Origin of the sequence: Bombella pollinis, assembly GCF_026385485.1 — a bacterium.
Lineage (GTDB): Bacteria > Pseudomonadota > Alphaproteobacteria > Acetobacterales > Acetobacteraceae > Bombella > Bombella pollinis.
Genome location: NZ_JANIDX010000003.1, coordinates 169549 through 187078 on the forward strand (window position 1 = coordinate 169549; position 17530 = coordinate 187078).

At 50.3% G+C, this 17530-nt stretch carries 17 protein-coding genes; 15 read left to right on the top strand and 2 right to left on the bottom strand.

Going from position 1 to position 17530, the window contains the following annotated elements:
* Window positions 1–73 precede the first annotated feature (73 nt).
* A complete protein-coding gene (locus NQF89_RS04160; protein WP_155572863.1) occupies window positions 74–1579 on the bottom strand; it encodes a globin-coupled sensor protein in 1506 nt (501 codons plus the stop codon).
* 331 nt (window positions 1580–1910) lie between these two features.
* Here NQF89_RS04160 and NQF89_RS04165 point away from each other — a divergent pair, with 331 nt between their 5' ends.
* The 5 genes from NQF89_RS04165 to NQF89_RS04185 all read left to right on the top strand — a co-directional run bounded on the left by NQF89_RS04165 (window position 1911) and on the right by NQF89_RS04185 (window position 7189).
* Window positions 1911–2426: a hypothetical protein gene (locus tag NQF89_RS04165; protein ID WP_155572864.1), complete on the top strand. Its 516-nt coding sequence runs from the start codon at window positions 1911–1913 to the stop codon at window positions 2424–2426.
* 58 nt (window positions 2427–2484) lie between these two features.
* Window positions 2485–3702, top strand: a complete 1218-nt coding sequence (locus NQF89_RS04170; RefSeq protein ID WP_266137579.1) for an aspartate-alanine antiporter-like transporter — start codon at window positions 2485–2487, stop codon at window positions 3700–3702.
* A 63-nt stretch (window positions 3703–3765) separates the two neighbouring features.
* Window positions 3766–4830 (top strand): asparaginase, encoded by a 1065-nt coding sequence (locus NQF89_RS04175; RefSeq protein WP_230873245.1) that lies wholly within the window; start codon window positions 3766–3768, stop codon window positions 4828–4830.
* Between the two features lie 84 nt (window positions 4831–4914).
* Window positions 4915–6138 carry an SMP-30/gluconolactonase/LRE family protein gene (locus NQF89_RS04180; RefSeq protein WP_266137580.1) on the top strand — a complete coding sequence of 408 codons (1224 nt, stop codon included), beginning with the start codon at window positions 4915–4917 and terminating at the stop codon, window positions 6136–6138.
* 169 nt (window positions 6139–6307) lie between these two features.
* Window positions 6308–7189 (top strand): GIY-YIG nuclease family protein, encoded by an 882-nt coding sequence (locus NQF89_RS04185; RefSeq protein WP_155579122.1) that lies wholly within the window; start codon window positions 6308–6310, stop codon window positions 7187–7189.
* Window positions 7190–7201: 12 nt separating this feature from the next.
* Here the strand turns inward: NQF89_RS04185 and gpmA are convergent, their stop codons facing one another.
* Window positions 7202–7909 carry a 2,3-diphosphoglycerate-dependent phosphoglycerate mutase gene (gpmA, locus tag NQF89_RS04190; protein ID WP_266137581.1) on the bottom strand — a complete coding sequence of 236 codons (708 nt, stop codon included), beginning with the start codon at window positions 7907–7909 and terminating at the stop codon, window positions 7202–7204.
* Window positions 7910–8065: 156 nt separating this feature from the next.
* Here gpmA and NQF89_RS04195 point away from each other — a divergent pair, with 156 nt between their 5' ends.
* The 10 genes from NQF89_RS04195 to NQF89_RS04240 all read left to right on the top strand — a co-directional run bounded on the left by NQF89_RS04195 (window position 8066) and on the right by NQF89_RS04240 (window position 17459).
* Entirely contained in the window at window positions 8066–8605 is a 540-nt protein-coding gene (locus NQF89_RS04195) for an HdeD family acid-resistance protein (protein WP_266137582.1), read from the top strand.
* Window positions 8606–8742: 137 nt separating this feature from the next.
* Window positions 8743–9336, top strand: coding sequence for an invasion associated locus B family protein (locus tag NQF89_RS04200; protein WP_266137583.1), 594 nt, complete (start codon window positions 8743–8745; stop codon window positions 9334–9336).
* A gap of 135 nt (window positions 9337–9471) precedes the next feature.
* The gene (locus NQF89_RS04205; protein ID WP_266137584.1) at window positions 9472–9705 is read left to right on the top strand and encodes a hypothetical protein; all 234 of its coding nucleotides are present in this window, start codon (window positions 9472–9474) and stop codon (window positions 9703–9705) included.
* A 24-nt stretch (window positions 9706–9729) separates the two neighbouring features.
* Window positions 9730–10089: an invasion associated locus B family protein gene (locus NQF89_RS04210; RefSeq protein ID WP_266137585.1), complete on the top strand. Its 360-nt coding sequence runs from the start codon at window positions 9730–9732 to the stop codon at window positions 10087–10089.
* A 116-nt stretch (window positions 10090–10205) separates the two neighbouring features.
* The gene (locus NQF89_RS04215; protein WP_266137586.1) at window positions 10206–10892 is read left to right on the top strand and encodes a hypothetical protein; all 687 of its coding nucleotides are present in this window, start codon (window positions 10206–10208) and stop codon (window positions 10890–10892) included.
* A gap of 35 nt (window positions 10893–10927) precedes the next feature.
* A complete protein-coding gene (locus tag NQF89_RS04220; protein ID WP_196424576.1) occupies window positions 10928–11578 on the top strand; it encodes an invasion associated locus B family protein in 651 nt (216 codons plus the stop codon).
* Window positions 11579–11603: 25 nt separating this feature from the next.
* On the top strand, window positions 11604–12845 hold the full coding sequence (locus NQF89_RS04225; RefSeq protein WP_266137587.1) for a glutamate-5-semialdehyde dehydrogenase: 1242 nt from the start codon (window positions 11604–11606) through the stop codon (window positions 12843–12845).
* 87 nt (window positions 12846–12932) lie between these two features.
* Complete coding sequence (locus tag NQF89_RS04230; RefSeq protein ID WP_323670731.1) at window positions 12933–13973, top strand: SDR family oxidoreductase; 1041 nt, start codon at window positions 12933–12935, stop codon at window positions 13971–13973.
* A 176-nt stretch (window positions 13974–14149) separates the two neighbouring features.
* Entirely contained in the window at window positions 14150–15679 is a 1530-nt protein-coding gene (locus tag NQF89_RS04235; RefSeq protein ID WP_230880580.1) for an alginate export family protein, read from the top strand.
* Window positions 15680–15929: 250 nt separating this feature from the next.
* A complete protein-coding gene (locus NQF89_RS04240) occupies window positions 15930–17459 on the top strand; it encodes an alginate export family protein (protein WP_266137588.1) in 1530 nt (509 codons plus the stop codon).
* The last annotated feature ends 71 nt before the right edge of the window (window positions 17460–17530 follow it).

Below are 17530 nucleotides of genomic sequence, written 5' to 3' on the forward strand. Positions count from 1 at the left end.
CCCTCCTTGCAAAAAGGCCCGGGGATAGATGCTCCGGGCTTTTTTTATATGGGTATGTATATGGTGTGTTAGGTTAGTTCTGTAGGGTGAACTCCCCTAGTAGGTGGCGGAGCTGGCGTGTACGCTGGGCCATATTGGCAGTTGCGGCGGATGTCTCCTCCACCATGGCGGCATTTTCCCGCGTGCCTTGGTCGATGGTGGCAATGGCACTATTTACATCCTTCAAAGCGGAGGCTTGCTCGGATGTAGCTTTAGTAATTTCTTGGAGATGTGAGTTAATGTTCGCCACGTTGGAGATGATAGTACCCACGGCATTACTGGCATCCTTCATAATACTGGAGCCTGCGGTGACGTGGTTTTGGGATGTGCTGATAAGTTCTTTCACTTCTTCAGAGGCGTTACCGACACGGTTGGCTAATTTACGGATTTCTTGGGCAAGCACGCGGAAGCCGCTGCCCGCCTCTCCTGCATGAGCCGCCTCTACCCCTGTATTGAGGGCAAGGAGGTTGGTTTGGGTAGCAATATTAGAGATCACATTGGTGATTTTATTCACCGCTTCGGCAGAGCGTTCGATTCCTTTCATTGCCTCATGGGCTCGGTGAATCATCGTGCCGAAATGTTCTGTGGCAGTTTGGCAGTCCTTCACAAAGTGATTAGCTTCTAACACGCGGGCGGCGGTGGATGACACAGTTGCGGTGATTTGCTCCACTGCGGCGGCTGTTTTCTCGACAGATGCCGCTTGTTTTTCAGTCCGGCGAGCAAGGTCGCGGGCAGCACTATTTATCTCATCGGCTGTATTATCAATGCTGCCAGTTGTTTCCTTAATGATATTGAGGGTTTGGCATAATGTAGCGATGGCGTGATTGAGGTCATCGCGCATGGGGAGATAGGTTGTGGGGAGGTCACCTTCCACAGAGAGGGAGAGGTTTTTATCGGCTAATGCGTTGATGATATGGCCGAAGCTTTGAGTGACGAACTGACGCTCTTGCTCAATAGCGTTATCAAGCTTTGCCATTTCTTCTTTATTGCTCCTCTTAGTCTCCTCAATATAGATAGAGATAGTGAGGTCCACATCTAAAAAGACTGCTTTTAAGAGGCAGGCGAAAGAAGATGCAAGCTCCCGTAGGGGGAGTTTTGGCGGTAAGAAAGGGACAGCAGGGACAAGTTGTGCGGTAACATCTTGGATAATGTGGCTTAAAATAACGGCATAGCCCCCAATATACCAACGGGGCTCTAACCCAATGCGGGCATGGGTTTTACCAACACGCCGGACTGTATCGGCAAATTGTGTCCCAAAATTAGCCAGAGCAATATGACGCCAATAGCCAAGTTGTGCCTGTTTGGCCTGTTGCATATGTTGTTTAGAAGAGAAGAATATTTTTGTTTTTGGCTCTTTAGCAACAAGGTCGTAAAAAATATCCAACGCATGAGGGATGGCTTTGGTAATATAAGGCTCAATCCGCCGGATTATTTGGCATTCTTTTTCAGTAAGACCAAGAAAATGAAGGCGAGACGGTAGGTTCACAGAATCATCAAGAGGTTTATTGTCGTGAGTGATGGCGGTTGAGATTGTTGGCATGAAACACTCCAAGCGTTCTTTACAGCTTTGGAGGGGAATATGAATGAATAAGATTTTTTTGAAAGTATTTTTTGATGGTATAGGATATTTTCAGATTAAATGAAGTTATTTATTAATATTTTTGGAATTATTACCTAACAATTAACAATAAGATTATTATATATATGTGATAAAATACATTTATTTTTCTATGATCTACTTCATAGTGATGGCGGCGTGAAAGGGGGAGGGGCCTTTTGGGTATAATGCCCTTTCTATGAGCGTAGGGGCTGTGCTGGGTGGTAGCAATTTGGTAAAATGAGGTTGGCAATTTTTTATCCAGGAGGGCGTTATGGCCACAACTGCCAAAATTACTATTACGCTTGATCGTTCTAAGATGTTGAATTTTAACTCATCTATGTATGGGCCAGAGTTTCTTGAGCGTGTTTTGGAGGCTGTCCGCACGGTGGTCCCAGACATTTATCAGCTCCAAGCCAATTTCGGGTCTGACCTTGCTACAGTTGAGGTTTTGACAACGGAAGATGTGGAGGAGTTCCCCAATATTACGGAGATTTATTCCGTCATTAAGCAGACTTTTAAAGAGTGGAACCACGCTGTCCGACAAATTGATGACGAAAAATTAGAGAAGTTCCCCTTCCAAAAGGGACAAATACTTAAAAAGACAGAGGAGCATCGTGGGGAAGGCGAAGCGAGTGATCGCTTTATCGTCACGCATGTTCATTATGATAATGATGGTTTTGTGGTTTATGAGATTGAGAAGCTCGACCATGATGGGAAGTCTATCTCCGATAGCTTGGAGAAAGTTTCTCTTGAGCATTTAGAAGAAATTTTTACAGCGGCGGAGTAACGACGCCAAGGGGGTAGTGCTATGCCCCCTATTAAGCCGATGAGGAAAAGGGTTTAGGATGTTGCATTTTATAGCCTCTGGGCTTTCGCATTTATTTGCTGAAAGCCCGGAGCTGGCCTTTTTCCTCTCTATCGGGTTGGGGTATTTGGTAGGGCGTATAAAGGTCGGAGCCTTCCAGCTTGGTGGGGTGGCAGGGTCTTTATTAGTCGCAGTTTTGCTCAGTCAATATGGTGTGCAGATTAGCTCCAACCTTAAAACGGTCCTTTTTGTCTTGTTCATCTATGCGGTGGGCTATCGCAGCGGGCCGGGTTTTTTCCGCTCTTTAGGGCGGCAATCCTGTAAGGAAATCGCCTTAGCGGTGATTATGGCCATGAGCGGCCTTGGCACGGTTGTTATCCTAGGCCGGTTATTTCATTTAGATAAAGGGATGGCTGCGGGCTTAGCGGCTGGGGGATTGACCCAATCTGCGATGATTGGCACCGCAGGATCGGCCTTAGAAAAGTTAGGTCTGCCTTTAGCGCAAGTACAGCAATTACAAGGTAATGTCGCCATTGGTTATGCGGTGACCTACATTTTTGGCTCTATCGGCACAATCATTTTTTGTGTGAATATTCTGCCCTTTTGCATGGGCCGGTCTTTAGCGGAGGATGCGCGTAATACAGGGCTTACCCCTACTGAGGATGCTTTGCTAGGAACGTCAAAACATTCAGCCATCCCGCCGGTTATTCTGCCAGTGGGGACGGACCTTGTTTATAATATGTTCGGCGTTGCAGCGGGATTGTTGCTGGGATTGGTGGTGGTTCATTGGGGGGATATTCCCCTTACATTAGGGAGCGGGGGCGGAGCGTTGCTCTCTGGCTTGGTGTTTGGCTGGTGGCAAGGGCGGCACCCTCATTATGGGGCTATGCCCTCATCGGTTTGTGCCTTTTGGAGCATGTTTGGCTTAGCGGGGTTTGTGGCAGTGATGGGCCTGCAAACTGGGCAACGCGCCGTAGCAGTGATTGCAGAGCATGGGGTTATGTTGCTGTTATTAGGGGGGCTGGTAACGCTTATCCCCCTCATGATTACGGCATTGATTGGCTATTTTGTATTAGGCTATCGCAATGTGGCTCTCTTTGCCGGGGCTTTAGCGGGGACGCGTAGTTCTAACCCTGCTTTTGGGGAGATTTTAGCCAAAGCGGGTCATAGTAGCCCTACAATTCCGTTTGCGATTACATATGCACTTGCCAATGTATTACTCACATTGCTGGGCCCGCTCATCGTGGCCCTTGTGTAGGGGAGGTGCGTGTTGATGATGAAGGGGGCTATGGGGATGAAAGCTTACATAAGGGCAGTTTTTATGGTGTTGACGATGTTACCTTGGGGGACAAGCCTTATGGCGGCCGCTCCTGCGTCTGGCGGGGGAAGCACAGGGCAGGGGCCCTTACCGCGTGTTCTTATCTTAGCCACAGGGGGCACGATTGCGGGCAAGGCTGACCCACGCTCGGCCATTGGTTATGATGCCGGGACGGCAACAGGCCAGCAACTCATCGCGAACGTGCCGGGGCTGGACAAGCTTGCGCATCTTCAGGTGGAGCAAATTGCTAATATTCCCTCGCAGGATATGAATCATACGGTCTGGTTCCGTCTCGCAGAGCGGATTAATGCCGCCTTTGCTCATCATGAGGCGGATGCGGTGGTTATCACCCACGGCACGGATACGATGGAGGAGACGGCCTTCTTCCTCGATACTGTGTTGCATCATGAGCAAGCTGTGGTGATGACAGGTTCTATGCGTCCTGGCTCAGCCATTAGTGCGGATGGTCCGGCGAATATTTACGAGGCTGTGCAGGTCGCTACCCATCCCCACGCACGTGGGCGGGGTGTGTTGGTGGTGCTGAATGATACAATCCATGCGGCCCATTGGGTGAGTAAGGCTGATAGCACAGCGTTGCAAACCTTTACCTCCCGTCATGCAGGGCCTGTTGGGATTGTGGACCCGGCAGCGGTGCGTTTTTTTGCCCCACCGCGCTCGCGTTTGGCGATGGCACTCCCCAAAGAGCAGAGCTTGCCAGCTGTTGATGTGATTTACGCTCATGCGGATATGGATGGACGGCAGATTGATGAATCCATTCGTGCAGGGGTAAAAGGGCTTGTGATTGCCGGGATGGGCGATGGCAATGTCTCTGCCTCGGCTATGAAAGCACTGGACCGTGCCGTAGCAGCGGGGCTTGTGGTTGTGCGCTCTAGCCATGTGGGGGATGGGTTTGTTAACCGGAATGTAGAGGTTGATGATAATGCGCATCATTTTGTGGCATCATATGACCTAAACCCCCAAAAGGCTCGGATATTGCTCCAACTTCTCTTAGCGGCAGATGTGCGGGATGTTGGAGATGTGCAACAGGCTTTTGCTTTCGGGTATTGAGAAGCAGCCCTGCATCTTCATCAGTTTATAAGCCGGAGCCTTCCGCGGTAGGGTGGCGAATATTTTAGATGAGGAGGGCAGGGCATGAGCATCAAAGCAAAGGTGTCACAAAGGAGGGCGCGGCATATGTGCTTAACCCGGCGTGGTGTGTTGAGTGGCCTTGTGGGTTTAGCGGCTACCCCCATTGCAGGGCGGGCCATCGGGCCGATTGCCTCTGGGCTGAGTGTGACGAGCATGCCCCCGCGCCCGTGGGGGGCAGAGGCTCCGCCGGTTAATCTGCCTGACCCCGATATATTAGTTTTGGACCCCGCCTTTGGGCAGGTGAATTACGGCAACGCCCCTTTACAGCGTGTATGGCAAGGGGCTGGCTGGTTGGAGGGGCCAGCATGGTGTACGGTTGGGCGGTTCCTCCTACTTAGTGATACGCTTGCAAGCCGGCAATATCGGTATGATCCAGAGGATGGGCCGCAAGGGCATATCAGCGTGTATCGCCGGGAGAGCTATAATGCTAATGGCAATACATTTGATGAAGAAGGCCGGTTAATTACCTGCGAGCATGGGATGCGCCGTGTTATCCGTTGGGAGCATGATGGCAGAGCAAGCGTCTTGGCCGACCGGTATCGCGGTAAGCCGCTTAACTCTCCTAATGATGTTGTTGTAGCCCCTGATGGGAGCATCTGGTTTACCGACCCCGGCTATGGGGATGGTGTGGTAGAAGGCCATGCTGATGCGGAGGGGCCAGCAAACCCTCATCGGCATCTGAATCCTTATTTGGATGCTGAGCTGACAAGCCAATATGGCGGGTTGCAGCGGCAGGAGGACCATACATTCCGCATTGATGGGCAGACAGGCAAGATAGAGGCTGTACTATCCCAAAAGGATGTTGCTGGCCCTAATGGGCTTTGCTTCTCACCTGATGGCACAAAGCTTTATGTGGTTTCATCAGGTGTTGCTTTGGGTGCGCAACCGCCCTTGCCAGACCACAGCATCCATGTGTTCGATATAAAGCAGGGCCGCCCGGTAAATGGACGGATTTTTACGGATTTCACCGTAGCAGGCCATCCGATGCGCCCTGATGGTCTCCGTGCCGATGTGGAGGGTAATCTTTGGTGCGGGGCATGGGGGCCGTTAGGGCTGTGCGGTGTGCTGATTTATAACCCAGAAGGAAAGATGATAGGCCGTATTCGTTTGCCCATTGGCTGCTCCAACCTCACTTTTGGTGGGCCGAAACGGAATATCCTATATATGTGCTGTGGCACGGCCCTCTTTAGCCTCGTGACGGCAACTCAAGGGGCAGGGTATTGCTAATGCTTTTTCCCATGCCCCATGTGTCCCACGCTCCAACGGAGTTACTCACAATTTTGGCGGATGAAATGGTGGATGATGTGGGGATGAGGCTGTGGATAGGTGGGGAGAAGCATATGTGTCATACTCTGTACATGACGTTACTTCTTAGAGAGGATAGGGAGTGACAATAATGCACCCTCAAACAATTCAGGTCTTTTTGCCATTTGGTAATCCGCAAAGTCTTCGTGTGGCCTGGGTGACGACCCGCCTTGTAAATGTCATTGAGATTCCAAGGGCGCAGCTGGATCGTTTTATGAGGATGTCAGAAGCTCAAGCTGTGGGGCTTTATTTTTTGTTTGGTGAAGATGAACAAACAGAACATCCCCAAGTTTATATAGGGCAAACAGAGCGGCTAGGTGAGCGATTAAAAGAGCATAATAGGAGTAAGGATTTTTGGAATAAAGCAGTGGTGGTTGTATCGCGTGCGGAGAGCTTGAATGTAGCACATGGTCGCTTTCTGGAAGCAATGGCGATACAAAAAACAAAAGAGGTGGAACGGTACATATTGAGCAACGGTAATACGGGTATTTTGCCGCAAGTTCATCCTTCTATAAAAGCCGAATGTGTAGAGTTATTTGGAACGATTGATATTTTATTGACAACCCTAGGGTATCCTCTTTTTGAACTAAAATTGAAAAGGAGTGTCGCTAAAGGGCAGGTGAGAGAGGATGAGAAGCTTTCTGAGGTAGAGAAATTATTTTTCTGCCGAGGAGATGGCGTGGAAGGGTGCGGTATTTATACGGAAGAGGGGATGGTCGTTCTTAAAGGCTCTTACGGGCGAGTAGAATCAAAGGGTTTGAGGGCTTATTCCCCGAGCTGTGTCGCACAACGAGAGAGGGCTATTAAGGAAGGGATATTGAAGTGGGAGGGGCAGAAATTACGGTTAATGCAAGATAGAGTTTTTACAAATCCATCCCCTGCCGCTAGTTTTTTATTGGGGCGTGCAGCAAATGGATGGATAGAATGGAAGGATGAGACAGGGCACACATTGTCGGAATGTGTCAGGGAGTAAAGTGAAGGTGCATTATTCGTCTTGCGCCTTTAAGTAATAAGCGCGTTCTATTTTACCATCGGCTTTAAACTCATAGACGAGCGGGGTGCCGGTGGGGAGTTCTAGCGTGCAGGTTTCTGCCGGGCTGAGGCTGTTTAGTTGACTGATGAGCGCGCGCATAACCGTCCCATGGGTGATGACAAGTAGGGATTGCCCCGCCTGTAAGCTGGGGCGGAGTGTGTTTTGCCAATAAGGAAGGACGCGCTTTATGGTCGTAGCGAGGCTCTCTCCTTTGGGGAGGTCAGCGCGGGGGAGGCTGCCATAGCGCGGGTCATGGCCGGGATAATGGGGGCTGTTTTCCTCAACTTCCGGTGGGGTAATGGCAAAGCCGCGCCGCCATTGCTGGACCTGCTCAGCCCCATAGCGGGCAATAATGTCGTTTTTCTCCAGCCCTTGTAGGGCACCGTAATGACGTTCATTTAGCCGCCAGCTTTTATGTTCGGGGAGCCATGTTTGGTTCAGCTCATCCAAGCAATGCCATAAAGTATGGATGGTGCGTTTGAGCATAGAGCAATGAGCTGCATGGAACTGGAAGCCATGCGCGCGCATCAGGCGGCCTGCTCTTCTGGCTTCTTCATGACCTGCGGGGGAGAGGTCTAAATCATACCATCCGGTGAAGAGATTAGCATGATTACCAAGGCTTTGCCCGTGGCGCATGAGCACGAGTCTTGCATGGGTCATGGGGCCTCCCTCTTAATGGTTAGGGCTGTAACGCTACAAGAGGATTATAAAGGACGCCAAGAGAGAATGCCCCGCCTATCATGCATGGCTTCCCATACTTGCCAGATGGTTAAGGATGCGCCATGCAGAAAGAGTGATTGTAGAAGGAGGTCGTCCATGGTGGAAAAGAAAGAAGGCTCGTTACTACAGCAGGAAGGTAATTCCGGCTTGATTATGGGGATATTGATTGTCATTGCAGGCCTTGTAATGGCCATAACGCCGGTATTGACCTTCATCTCCCTCACAGCGTTGATCGCTGCTTTATTGTTCGTGGCAGGGATTTGTACATTGGTTGATGTCTTCCGCCGTAATGCCATGGAGCGCAAAATGCTTGATGGGCTTTTGGGGATATGTTTTATCGTCCTAGCGGGTCTGATTTTCTTTAATCCGATTGGTGCCGCGATTGGTTTAACGGTGTGGATCGCCGCTTGGTTCATCGTCCGTGGTGTGATGGAGCTTGCAGGTATGGGGGCCTCTCCCTATGGCCGTGGTTTTATGGCGATTGATGCGTTAGTGAATATCGTTCTCGGTGTGATGCTGCTGTGCTTAAACCCCATCACCGCACAGGCTGCTTTAGGCTTTTATGTAGCGATTAGTTTGATTTTCTGGGGTTTTTCTTTGATTTACCGGAGCGCGTTACTGAAGCATTTGCTCTAAATGCGTTGATGATGGCATACCATAAGTATAAAGATGCCCGGCCTCGCATAGTGGCTGGGTATCTTTATATAGGGGTATGAGACGGATGAGTGAAAACGGGGGAATGTTCTCTCTCTATAAAGAATGGCATGTGGGCTGTGGTCATTCTTCTTGTTGGCTATATTGGGGGGCATGCTGCTTATGCTGAGGATGCGGCCTCTCCGGCCCCAATACCTGTTCGTGCCGGTTTGCTTACAAAGTCAGCGCGTATTGGGACGTGGGGGTATGGTTGTGCGTACCCTGATAAAACGGGCAAAGCTCATATAATTAGTTGTGGGGTTGGTGGGCCTTTTCGTTCAGGTGTGTTGGCGGGGGCTATGGGTGGGTCTGCAATCTTTTTGCGCGTAACGTCTGATGTGGCGCAGAAGCCGATCGCCCAACAATTTTGGGGGGTTCTTGTAATATTTCCCAGAGCTGTGGCAGTTGACCAAACAGTGCCAGCGCAACTTGTGGTAGATCAGACGCATAAAGTTTTAATTCCATGGGCGTTTTGTAGCTTTTTAGGATGTCAGACTATTGCTAGGGTTCTCTATGAGGATTTTCTCCAGATAATGAAGGCGGGAAAGCAGGCGCGTTTTATAGCGAAGCAGAAAGATGGCACGCTATGGTCTTACGATTTTACCCTGGATGGGGTGAATACGGGCATTACACAGATTAACCAGTGGATTGAGCATGGTGAGTTAACCCCTTAATCGTGCATTAAGGCATTAACTAACAGAGTTTTTAAGGAATATAGGCAGAGGCATTGGGCGTGTAGTGCTGGCTTTGCGGGGTAAATGCGTTAGCGTCCGTTGCAAAATATGCCTATGATAAGGATAAAGATAAGAATGATGCGTTTTGTAAAAGGCGGCCTATGCGCGCTGGCTGTGTGTCTTGCTGGTAGCTCTTATGCTCATGCAGGAACCTCCCCTGATGCTGTACCAGCAAGTCCCGGCTTTGTGAAAAAAGCGATGACAATGGGTCCATGGGGGTATGGGTGTGTCTATCCGGGTAAGGCTAGTCCAGCAAGTGCTACGGTATGTATGGTAGGCCGTGCTTTTGCCATAGGTAAGACCCCCTAGCAAACTAGCAAAAATGGGATGGTGATGTTTTTACGTCAAACAACGGATATGAAGGCTCGACCCATTGCGCAGCAGCCTTGGGGGGTTTCCGTCGTTTTCCCGGCATCTGTGGCGGTGGACCAAAGCGTGCCTGCTCAGTTAGTTATTGAGCAAGGTCCGACTTTGTCTATTAATTGGCGGTCTTGTACAGATTTAGGATGCAGCGTACGGATTCCGGCTATACCGGAGGCTGTTATTCAGGCTTTGAAGACTAAAAAACAGGCGCATTTCACTGCAAAGCAGAAGAACGGCACAGTCTATTCTTATGACTTTTCTTTGGATGTTGTAAATACAGGTCTAACACAGGTTGATAGCTGGATTGAGCATGGTGAATTAATCCCCTAATATGTGGATTATGATGGAGTGGGTTGCGAACTCCCATATTATTTGGGGGCTATGCTCTCGTAAATAGAGATACCCAGCCTTCATTATAAGGCTGGGCGTTTTTGTAAGGGGCTATCATGGTACGTTTTGTTCTGCAAAAGAGGGTAATGCCGTTGGTAAAGAGCGGCCTCTTGGCTTGCCTCTTATGTTGGGGCAGTAACGCTTTTGCGCGCGTGGATTGGGGGAATCCTCATCTGCCTTTTGATACAGGTACTGAGCAGGTGAGAGGCGCGGTAAGGACGAGTTTGGCGCGGAACTGGTGGAGCTGGGGGTTGGGATGCCTCCCCGGGACGCCAGAGTGGCATAATAACGTTAACAAATGTTGGGTTAGTCGTCCTTTTATGGGAGGGACAGTAACAGATAATTTTTTATCAGGTGGCGAGATATTCTTAGCGCGTGAGGAAGCCCCATCGTCGCAGCATCCATGGTTTGTGCTGGTTATCTTCCCAGATATGGTAGAGGCAGACCAGAGCAGCCCTCTACAGCTTGTGGTGGACCACGGCCCACCAATGGCAATAGGGTGGGATGTGTGTTACGGTAAGAAATGCAAAGCGGCGTTTCGCCCCGAGGTATCAAACGCGTTTGTACAATCTCTTAAACAAGCAAAACATGCCCATCTGACAGTGACGTTGAAGAATGGCACAAAATGGTTCTACAATCTGGGCTTTATGAACTTTCGGTTCATGCTTGATAATGTGACCAGATTTACTGAGACGCAGCCGGAATGTCAGTCCTGTGAGGTCCCAAAAGCAGCAGGGCCATAAGGGGGGGTATGAGAGCGGTGTGGGAAGGAATGAAAATGCGGCATGATGGTTATATGTTTGGGGGTGTGCTTGCTGCATTGCTCGTATTTTTTATGCCGGTACCAGCATGGGCGGATGAGGCGGCTCTTGTTGCGTCTGTCACGCAAAAAGGTGGGGGCATGCCGGAGATTATGGCCGCAGAGCATCCGGGTGTTGCTGCGCGGTCCGCTTTTGCAGGGCCGTGGCGTTATGGCTGTGCGTATCCTGCCAAAGGCAGCCCACAAGTGACGCAATTTTGCATTATTCAGCTTGAGCATATGAGCGGCACAACGATTGATAGCGGTTTTCTCCTCTTTACACACACCACACCGAATATGAAGACAGCCCCTTTGGCACAACAGCCATGGGAGATAAGCTTTAACTTACCCACGCGCTTGCCATTTGGGATGCAGGCTGCGCCGTCTCTCCGTATTGACCAAGGGACGACTATCCCGCTGACGATACAATCATGCGATGGTACGGGCTGCATGGTGCAGCAGGCTTTGACGGCTGAGCAGCTTCAGGCCCTAGCAACGGGGCAAATGGGGTATTTAAGCGCGCAAACAAAGCAGGGTGAGGCGTGGTCCTACAGCTTTTCCTTAGCGGATATTCAGCTTGGGATGAGGGAGATTGAGAGCTGGGCCGCTCAAGGAGCCTTGGCCCCCTAATGTAGGGTAGGGAGGGAGATAGGTCATGCCTATGACGGTGCAACATCTCGCACAGCGTGCGCGTATAGCGGCTCAGAGTGTGGCTCTAAGCCCGACAAAACAGCGTCAAGACGCCCTGTACCATATAGCTGCTGCATTGCGGGCGGATAAGGCGGCTGTGCTGGCAGCGAACCAGCATGATATAGGTGGGTCTGCTCTTAGCCCTTCTTTACAAGCGCGATTAACATTAACAGATGAGCGTTTGGAAGGAATGGCCCGTAAGGCCGAGGCTCTTGCGGAGATGGAGGACCCTGTTGGGCAGGTTCTAGGGGAATGGGAACGGCCCAATGGCTTAAAAATCCGCCGTGTTGCCATAGCGTTGGGGGTGTTAGGCCTAATCTTCGAGCATCGCTTGGTGATAGGCTGGGATGCGGCATTACAAAGTCTTTGGTCAGGCAATGCGATACTGCTTTGCGGTGGGGCGGAGAGTGCCCATAGTATGCAGGCCCTTCATGAAGTGATTCAGCGTGGCTTGCGACAGGCGGGCTTGCCAGAAGATGCCGTTCTTCTCATTCCACATGGGGATGCGGCACAGCGTGCGGCCTTATTGCAGGCTGTTGGGTTGGTTGATTTCATCATTCCCCGTGGCGATCGCGCTTTGACAGAGCGTATCAAGCGGGAATCACGCGTGCCGGTTTTGGCGCATGCGGCGGGGTTGTGCCATAGCTATATTCATGCTGCGGCAGAGCCTATGATGGCAAGGCGTGTGCTGCGTAATGCCAAGCTGCGTAGTCCCGGCATATGTGGGGCGACAGAAACGCTCTTAATAGATGCTGCCATTGCACCGCAGCTTCTCCCGTTGATTGTAGCAGACCTCGGCGCAGAGGGCTGTAGCTTTCGCGCGAATGAGGCCGCCTGTGCCCTTCTGCCAACCTTGCCTGCGGCAACAGAGGAGGATTTCGCGACAGAATGGTTGGATAAAGTGCTTAATATCGCTGTTGTGGCCAATATTGACGAGGCCCTAGCGCATATTGCACGTTTTTCCTCCCACCATACTGAAGCGATTTTGACAGAGGATGAAGCCGTAGCGCGTTATTTTATGGCGCGTATTCCGAGTGCTATTGTGATGTGGAATAGCTCGACCCAGTTTAGCGATGGTGGGGAGTTCGGCCTTGGGGGAGAGGTGGCGATTGTGGCAGAGCGTGCCATACCACGCGGGCCGATTGGGCCTTTTCAACTAACGAGTTATCGTTATGAGGTGCATGGGGCGGGGCATATACGGCCATAATGATGAGATAAGGGCTGCTTGACTTCCCCTTGAGGAAAGAAGAGGGTAGGGGGTGTTTTAGAAACGTTCGTTGAGGAAGGAGCCTCTATGTCACGCATTGTAAAAGATGCCCGCCAAACCGAGCATCAACGGGCTGTTGATAGGCGGAGTTTTGTCTCTGGGGTTGCCGCTTTTGGGTCACTTTCCTTATTTTCATCCGCTCAAGCTGCGGCGGGGCCGTCTGTTATGCAGACGCACGAGGCAGGGGGGTTATTGGACCCTGTGACGCGTTATCCCGCTCCCCCTTTTGCGCAACAACCGCAGAATTGGCCCGGCCTGCAAAGTGCGATGACCCCTCGCCCTGATTGTGGGGAGGCGCATTATCAAGGCTCCGGTCGGCTTGCGGGACGTAAGGCGTTGATCACTGGTGGGGATTCCGGCATTGGGCGGGCCGTGGCGATTGCTTATGCGCGCGAGGGGGCCGATGTTGCTATCAGCTACTTGCCGCAAGAGGAAAGTGATGCGCGTGAGGTTGAGGCTCTTATCCGTCAAGCAGGGCGAAAAGCCGTGTTATTGCCGGGTGATATTCGTAAGGAAGCAACCTGCCAGACAATCATACATAAAGCGGTCGATGCGCTGGGTGGGTTGGATATTCTGGTTAATAATGCAGGGCGGCAGCATTATTGTGAGGATATTCTTGAGCTTACGACTGAGGAGTTTGACTGGACAGTCAAGACGAATCTTTACGCACTCTTTTGGCTTGTAAAAGCGGCCATACCGCATATGCCAAAAGGTAGTGCGATTATTAATACGACCTCCCGCAATGCGTATCAGCCTAACCCTATTCTGGTTGATTATGCGATGACGAAGGCCGGTATAGCCAATATGACCCATAGCTTGGCCCGGCAGCTTCTCCCACGTGGCATCCGGGTGAATGCTGTGGCACCGGGACCATTTTGGACGCCTCTCCAAGTATGTGGGGCACAGCCGCAATCAGTTGTACAACATTTTGGGGAGGAGACGCCTTACCACCGCCCCGGTCAGCCGGTGGAGATTGCCCCGGTTTATGTCACGCTGGCGTCTCAAGAGAGCAGCTATGTGACGGGGCAAGTCTGGGGCATTACCGGTGGTGATGGCGTACCGGGGTAAGGTGTGATGCCGCTTATGCAATGTGGTGGCAGCCTGCATGGTTGCCCCCCTTGCAGGGGAGCTTTGGGGTGAGAGGAGGATAGAGCGAGATATTTTTTCGCTTCTGTAACATTCTCTGGATTGTCGAGCGAACATGCTGTAATAGAGCCGCCAAGGAGACCGAGAGAAGGATAGTCATGGCGGTAAAAACGCGGGAACTGCTTTATGCAGCGTTTATGGCGGTCACGATCATCCCTTTTCCCAAAGCTTATGCTGATCTCACGCTGTTTTCCCGTAAAGATATCACCATCAATGCTGCATTAGATATTGGTGGCGATGCGTTTTATTTCCCTAATGCTAATTTTGCGACAGGTTCTTACGCGCCGCATAAAGGGGGGTACTATACACGCACGAAGAATGTCACCCTTGGGGAGCTTTATGGCCAGCCTATGCTTTCTGGCACATGGAAGACACCGTGGGGATTTTCAGTTTTTGGGCTAGTTTCAGCCATTGGCTCTACCACCCTTGGCGATGGTGATGCAGAGAGTGTGAGCCAAACCTCTGGCACACCACGGCAGGTGAATCTTGAGGATGCAAATCTTGGTGTCAAAATCCCTCTCACGAAAACAAAGCGGCTGATTATTGAGGGCGGGCGGCAGAAGTTCCAAATTGATGATGGGTTCTTGATGGGGAAGGGGGCCTATAGCTCCGGTGAGAGAGGGGCGTGGTGGTATGCGCCACGTTTTGCTTTTTCTGGCCCGGGGGTCATTAAATATGAGGGGAAATCTTTACGCTCTGATGTATTTATGTTGGAGAATAATAGTAATAACCGCCAGACTTATGGAAATGATAAGCCAGAAACAAAGTTTGTTGGGTTTGATGTTACGTTATTCCGCAGTAAGCCGGGGGGCGATGGGGCCTCTACTTATGGTGATAGAGCCGCCTATATTACGCTGACCTATTTTTATGTGCGTCATGCGGATAAAGGTGCGGCCTATGATTACTCCAATAGGGCAGATAGGCAGGGGATGAATGTCGTAGCTCTTAGCTGGGGCGGGACACCCTTTGCGATGAAGGCTCATCCTTTTACAAAGAATATCACATTTTACGGCAATTTTGTCTCGGAGCAGAATAGCCATGCAGGCAATGGCTATAAGGGTGTAAGTGCTTATGCTGTATATGTAGAGCCCGGCTATACATTTGCAAATGCACCTTGGCGGCCTCATATATTCTACCGTTATACACGCTTTAGTGGCGGCAGGGATTTACATAGCCGGACAAAGCATAATTACGATACTTTCTTTTTATATGATGGCGCGCGCTATACTTATGGCGGCTATTGGCCGGGTGAGATTGTAGGTAATAATCTCTCGCCTTTATCTAATATGGAGATTCAGCAATTTGATATTACAGGTGTGCCGCCTGTTCATTTATGGAAGAAGGATGACGAGCTAAAGCTTGGCCTGCATTTTTATGACCTCGCTTATCTTTATCCTACCGGGGCAGGGCTGCCAGCGGGGACAAAACGGCGTATGTCTGATGAGGTGAATATCTCTGCCGAATATGCGTTGGACGCTAATACATCAGGTGCGATTGCTGCGGGGGCGGCTTTTTCTGGTCCAGCAGGGCGAGCTTTAGTGCGTGCTGGTGTGCCTGCTGGGCAGACGATGCCGGGGGTACACGGGGCGTCTGGCGTGGTGGAGTTATATTTTTATAAACATTTTTGAGATTTTTTGAGAGGTAATTTTCATACGGGAAAGGCCGTCCCCATAGTGCTTTCAAAGAGAGGAAAAGGCACGGAGAACAGGGCATTAACGGCTGATAAACAAAAATCTACATTCTACAATAATAAAAGAATAACTTTATATATAGATGAGAAAGTATAGGTTTAGTTAATAACTAATTATGTCATGATATAGACAGAGTTAGATTATCCTGTAATAAAAGAGCGACAAAGTACCCCAAAAAGGTTTGAATATGGCATCAAAATTGCGGAGATTGCTTATCTCTCTGGCCGCATTAGGCAATGTCTATGCAGTTTCTGACGCTTATGCAGATCAGACACTTATTGAGAGTAAGAATGTTACGATTAAAGCCGGGTTGGATATTGGCGGGGATGCGTTTTTTCTACCCAATACGAATTACGGTGCGGGTTCTTATAGGCAACGCCGCTCAGGCGGTTATGCGTTGATTCAAGATACGACCTATGCGGAGCTCTATGGCAAGCCAATTCTCTCAGGGCAATGGAAGACCCCGTGGGGCTTTACGGTCTTTGGTCAAGCATCGGCGATTGGCTCGACAACCTTAGGCGATGGGGATGCAGAAAGCCTCTCCCAAACCACGCGTACGCCGCGGGCGATTACGTTGGAGGAAGCTAATTTGGGGGTCGATTTGCCGTTTAATAAAGACCAGAAGTTGATCATCGAAGGGGGGCGACAAAAGTTCCAGATTGATGATGGTTTTCTTGTGGGGAAGGGGGCTTATAGCTCTGGGGACCGCGGGGCGTGGTGGTATGCGCCGCGTTTTGCTTTTGCAGGACCTGGGGTGATTAAATATCAAGGTAAGCATATCCGTGCCGATGCGTTTATGCTGGAGAATAACACTAATAACAATCAGACTCGCAATAATGATCGCCCGGAGACGAAGTTTGAGGGGTTTGATGTTACCCTTTTTCGCAGCAAAGAGGGTGGTAACGGTGGTGCAGTTTATGAGGATAGAGCGGCCTATATTACGTTAGCGTATTTTCATGTGCGTAAGGCGAATATTGGGGCCGCTTATGACTACGCAAACCGTGCGGACCGGCAGGGGATGAATGTTACGCAGCTCAGTTGGGGTGGGACGTTCATTCCTGTAAAAACATGGGGCATTGACAAGCATTTCTCCCTATATGGGACGTTTGTTTCTGAACAAAATAGCCATGCAGGTAATGGTTATAAGGGTGTTAGCGCCTATGCAACCTATATAGAGCCGGGATATACGTTTACATCTCTGCCATGGAAGCCCCATATATTCTACCGCTATACGCGCTTTAGTGGAGGGAAGAACCCTCATAGCCGGACAAAACATAATTATGATACATATTTTCTTTATGATGGTCGCCGCTATACTTATGGCGGATATTGGCCGGGAGAGATTACAGGCATGTATCTTGCTCCGCTCTCGAATATGGAAATTCATCAGGTGGACTTGACAGGCGTGCCCCCAATCCATTTATTACGCAAAGGCGATGAATTAAAGTTGGGTCTGCATTTCTATGACCTTTCTTTTCTCTATCCCAGTGGCTCTGGCCTGCCGAGTACGGTAGGGCGGCATATGTCGGATGAGGTTGATCTTTCTGCTGAATATTCGTTTGATGCCAATACATCTGGAGCCATTACAGGAGGGGCCGCATTTGCAGGTCCTGGGGGTAAGGCCCTTGCAAAAGCAGGGATCCCTAGTGGGATGAATGTTCCGCCCATGCATGGGACATCAGGCGTTCTGGAACTTTATTTTTACCGGCATTTTTAGGGCAATACGGGCTTTTCTTCTGTTCTGCCTTCCATTTTGTCGGGAGATGTCACAAAATGGGTTACCGTAGC

Coding starts and splice junctions, on each gene's coding strand:
- NQF89_RS04225 (WP_266137587.1), top strand. CDS start 11,604: ATGCCTATGACGGTGCAACATCTCGCACAGCGTGCGCGTATAGCGGCT.
- NQF89_RS04240 (WP_266137588.1), top strand. CDS start 15,930: ATGGCATCAAAATTGCGGAGATTGCTTATCTCTCTGGCCGCATTAGGC.
- NQF89_RS04185 (WP_155579122.1), top strand. CDS start 6,308: ATGCACCCTCAAACAATTCAGGTCTTTTTGCCATTTGGTAATCCGCAA.
- gpmA (WP_266137581.1), bottom strand. CDS start 7,909: ATGACCCATGCAAGACTCGTGCTCATGCGCCACGGGCAAAGCCTTGGT.
- NQF89_RS04205 (WP_266137584.1), top strand. CDS start 9,472: ATGATGCGTTTTGTAAAAGGCGGCCTATGCGCGCTGGCTGTGTGTCTT.
- NQF89_RS04235 (WP_230880580.1), top strand. CDS start 14,150: ATGGCGGTAAAAACGCGGGAACTGCTTTATGCAGCGTTTATGGCGGTC.
- NQF89_RS04175 (WP_230873245.1), top strand. CDS start 3,766: ATGGTGTTGACGATGTTACCTTGGGGGACAAGCCTTATGGCGGCCGCT.
- NQF89_RS04180 (WP_266137580.1), top strand. CDS start 4,915: ATGAGCATCAAAGCAAAGGTGTCACAAAGGAGGGCGCGGCATATGTGC.
- NQF89_RS04230 (WP_323670731.1), top strand. CDS start 12,933: ATGTCACGCATTGTAAAAGATGCCCGCCAAACCGAGCATCAACGGGCT.
- NQF89_RS04165 (WP_155572864.1), top strand. CDS start 1,911: ATGGCCACAACTGCCAAAATTACTATTACGCTTGATCGTTCTAAGATG.
- NQF89_RS04210 (WP_266137585.1), top strand. CDS start 9,730: ATGTTTTTACGTCAAACAACGGATATGAAGGCTCGACCCATTGCGCAG.
- NQF89_RS04170 (WP_266137579.1), top strand. CDS start 2,485: ATGTTGCATTTTATAGCCTCTGGGCTTTCGCATTTATTTGCTGAAAGC.
- NQF89_RS04195 (WP_266137582.1), top strand. CDS start 8,066: ATGGTGGAAAAGAAAGAAGGCTCGTTACTACAGCAGGAAGGTAATTCC.
- NQF89_RS04215 (WP_266137586.1), top strand. CDS start 10,206: ATGGTACGTTTTGTTCTGCAAAAGAGGGTAATGCCGTTGGTAAAGAGC.
- NQF89_RS04160 (WP_155572863.1), bottom strand. CDS start 1,579: ATGCCAACAATCTCAACCGCCATCACTCACGACAATAAACCTCTTGAT.
- NQF89_RS04220 (WP_196424576.1), top strand. CDS start 10,928: ATGCGGCATGATGGTTATATGTTTGGGGGTGTGCTTGCTGCATTGCTC.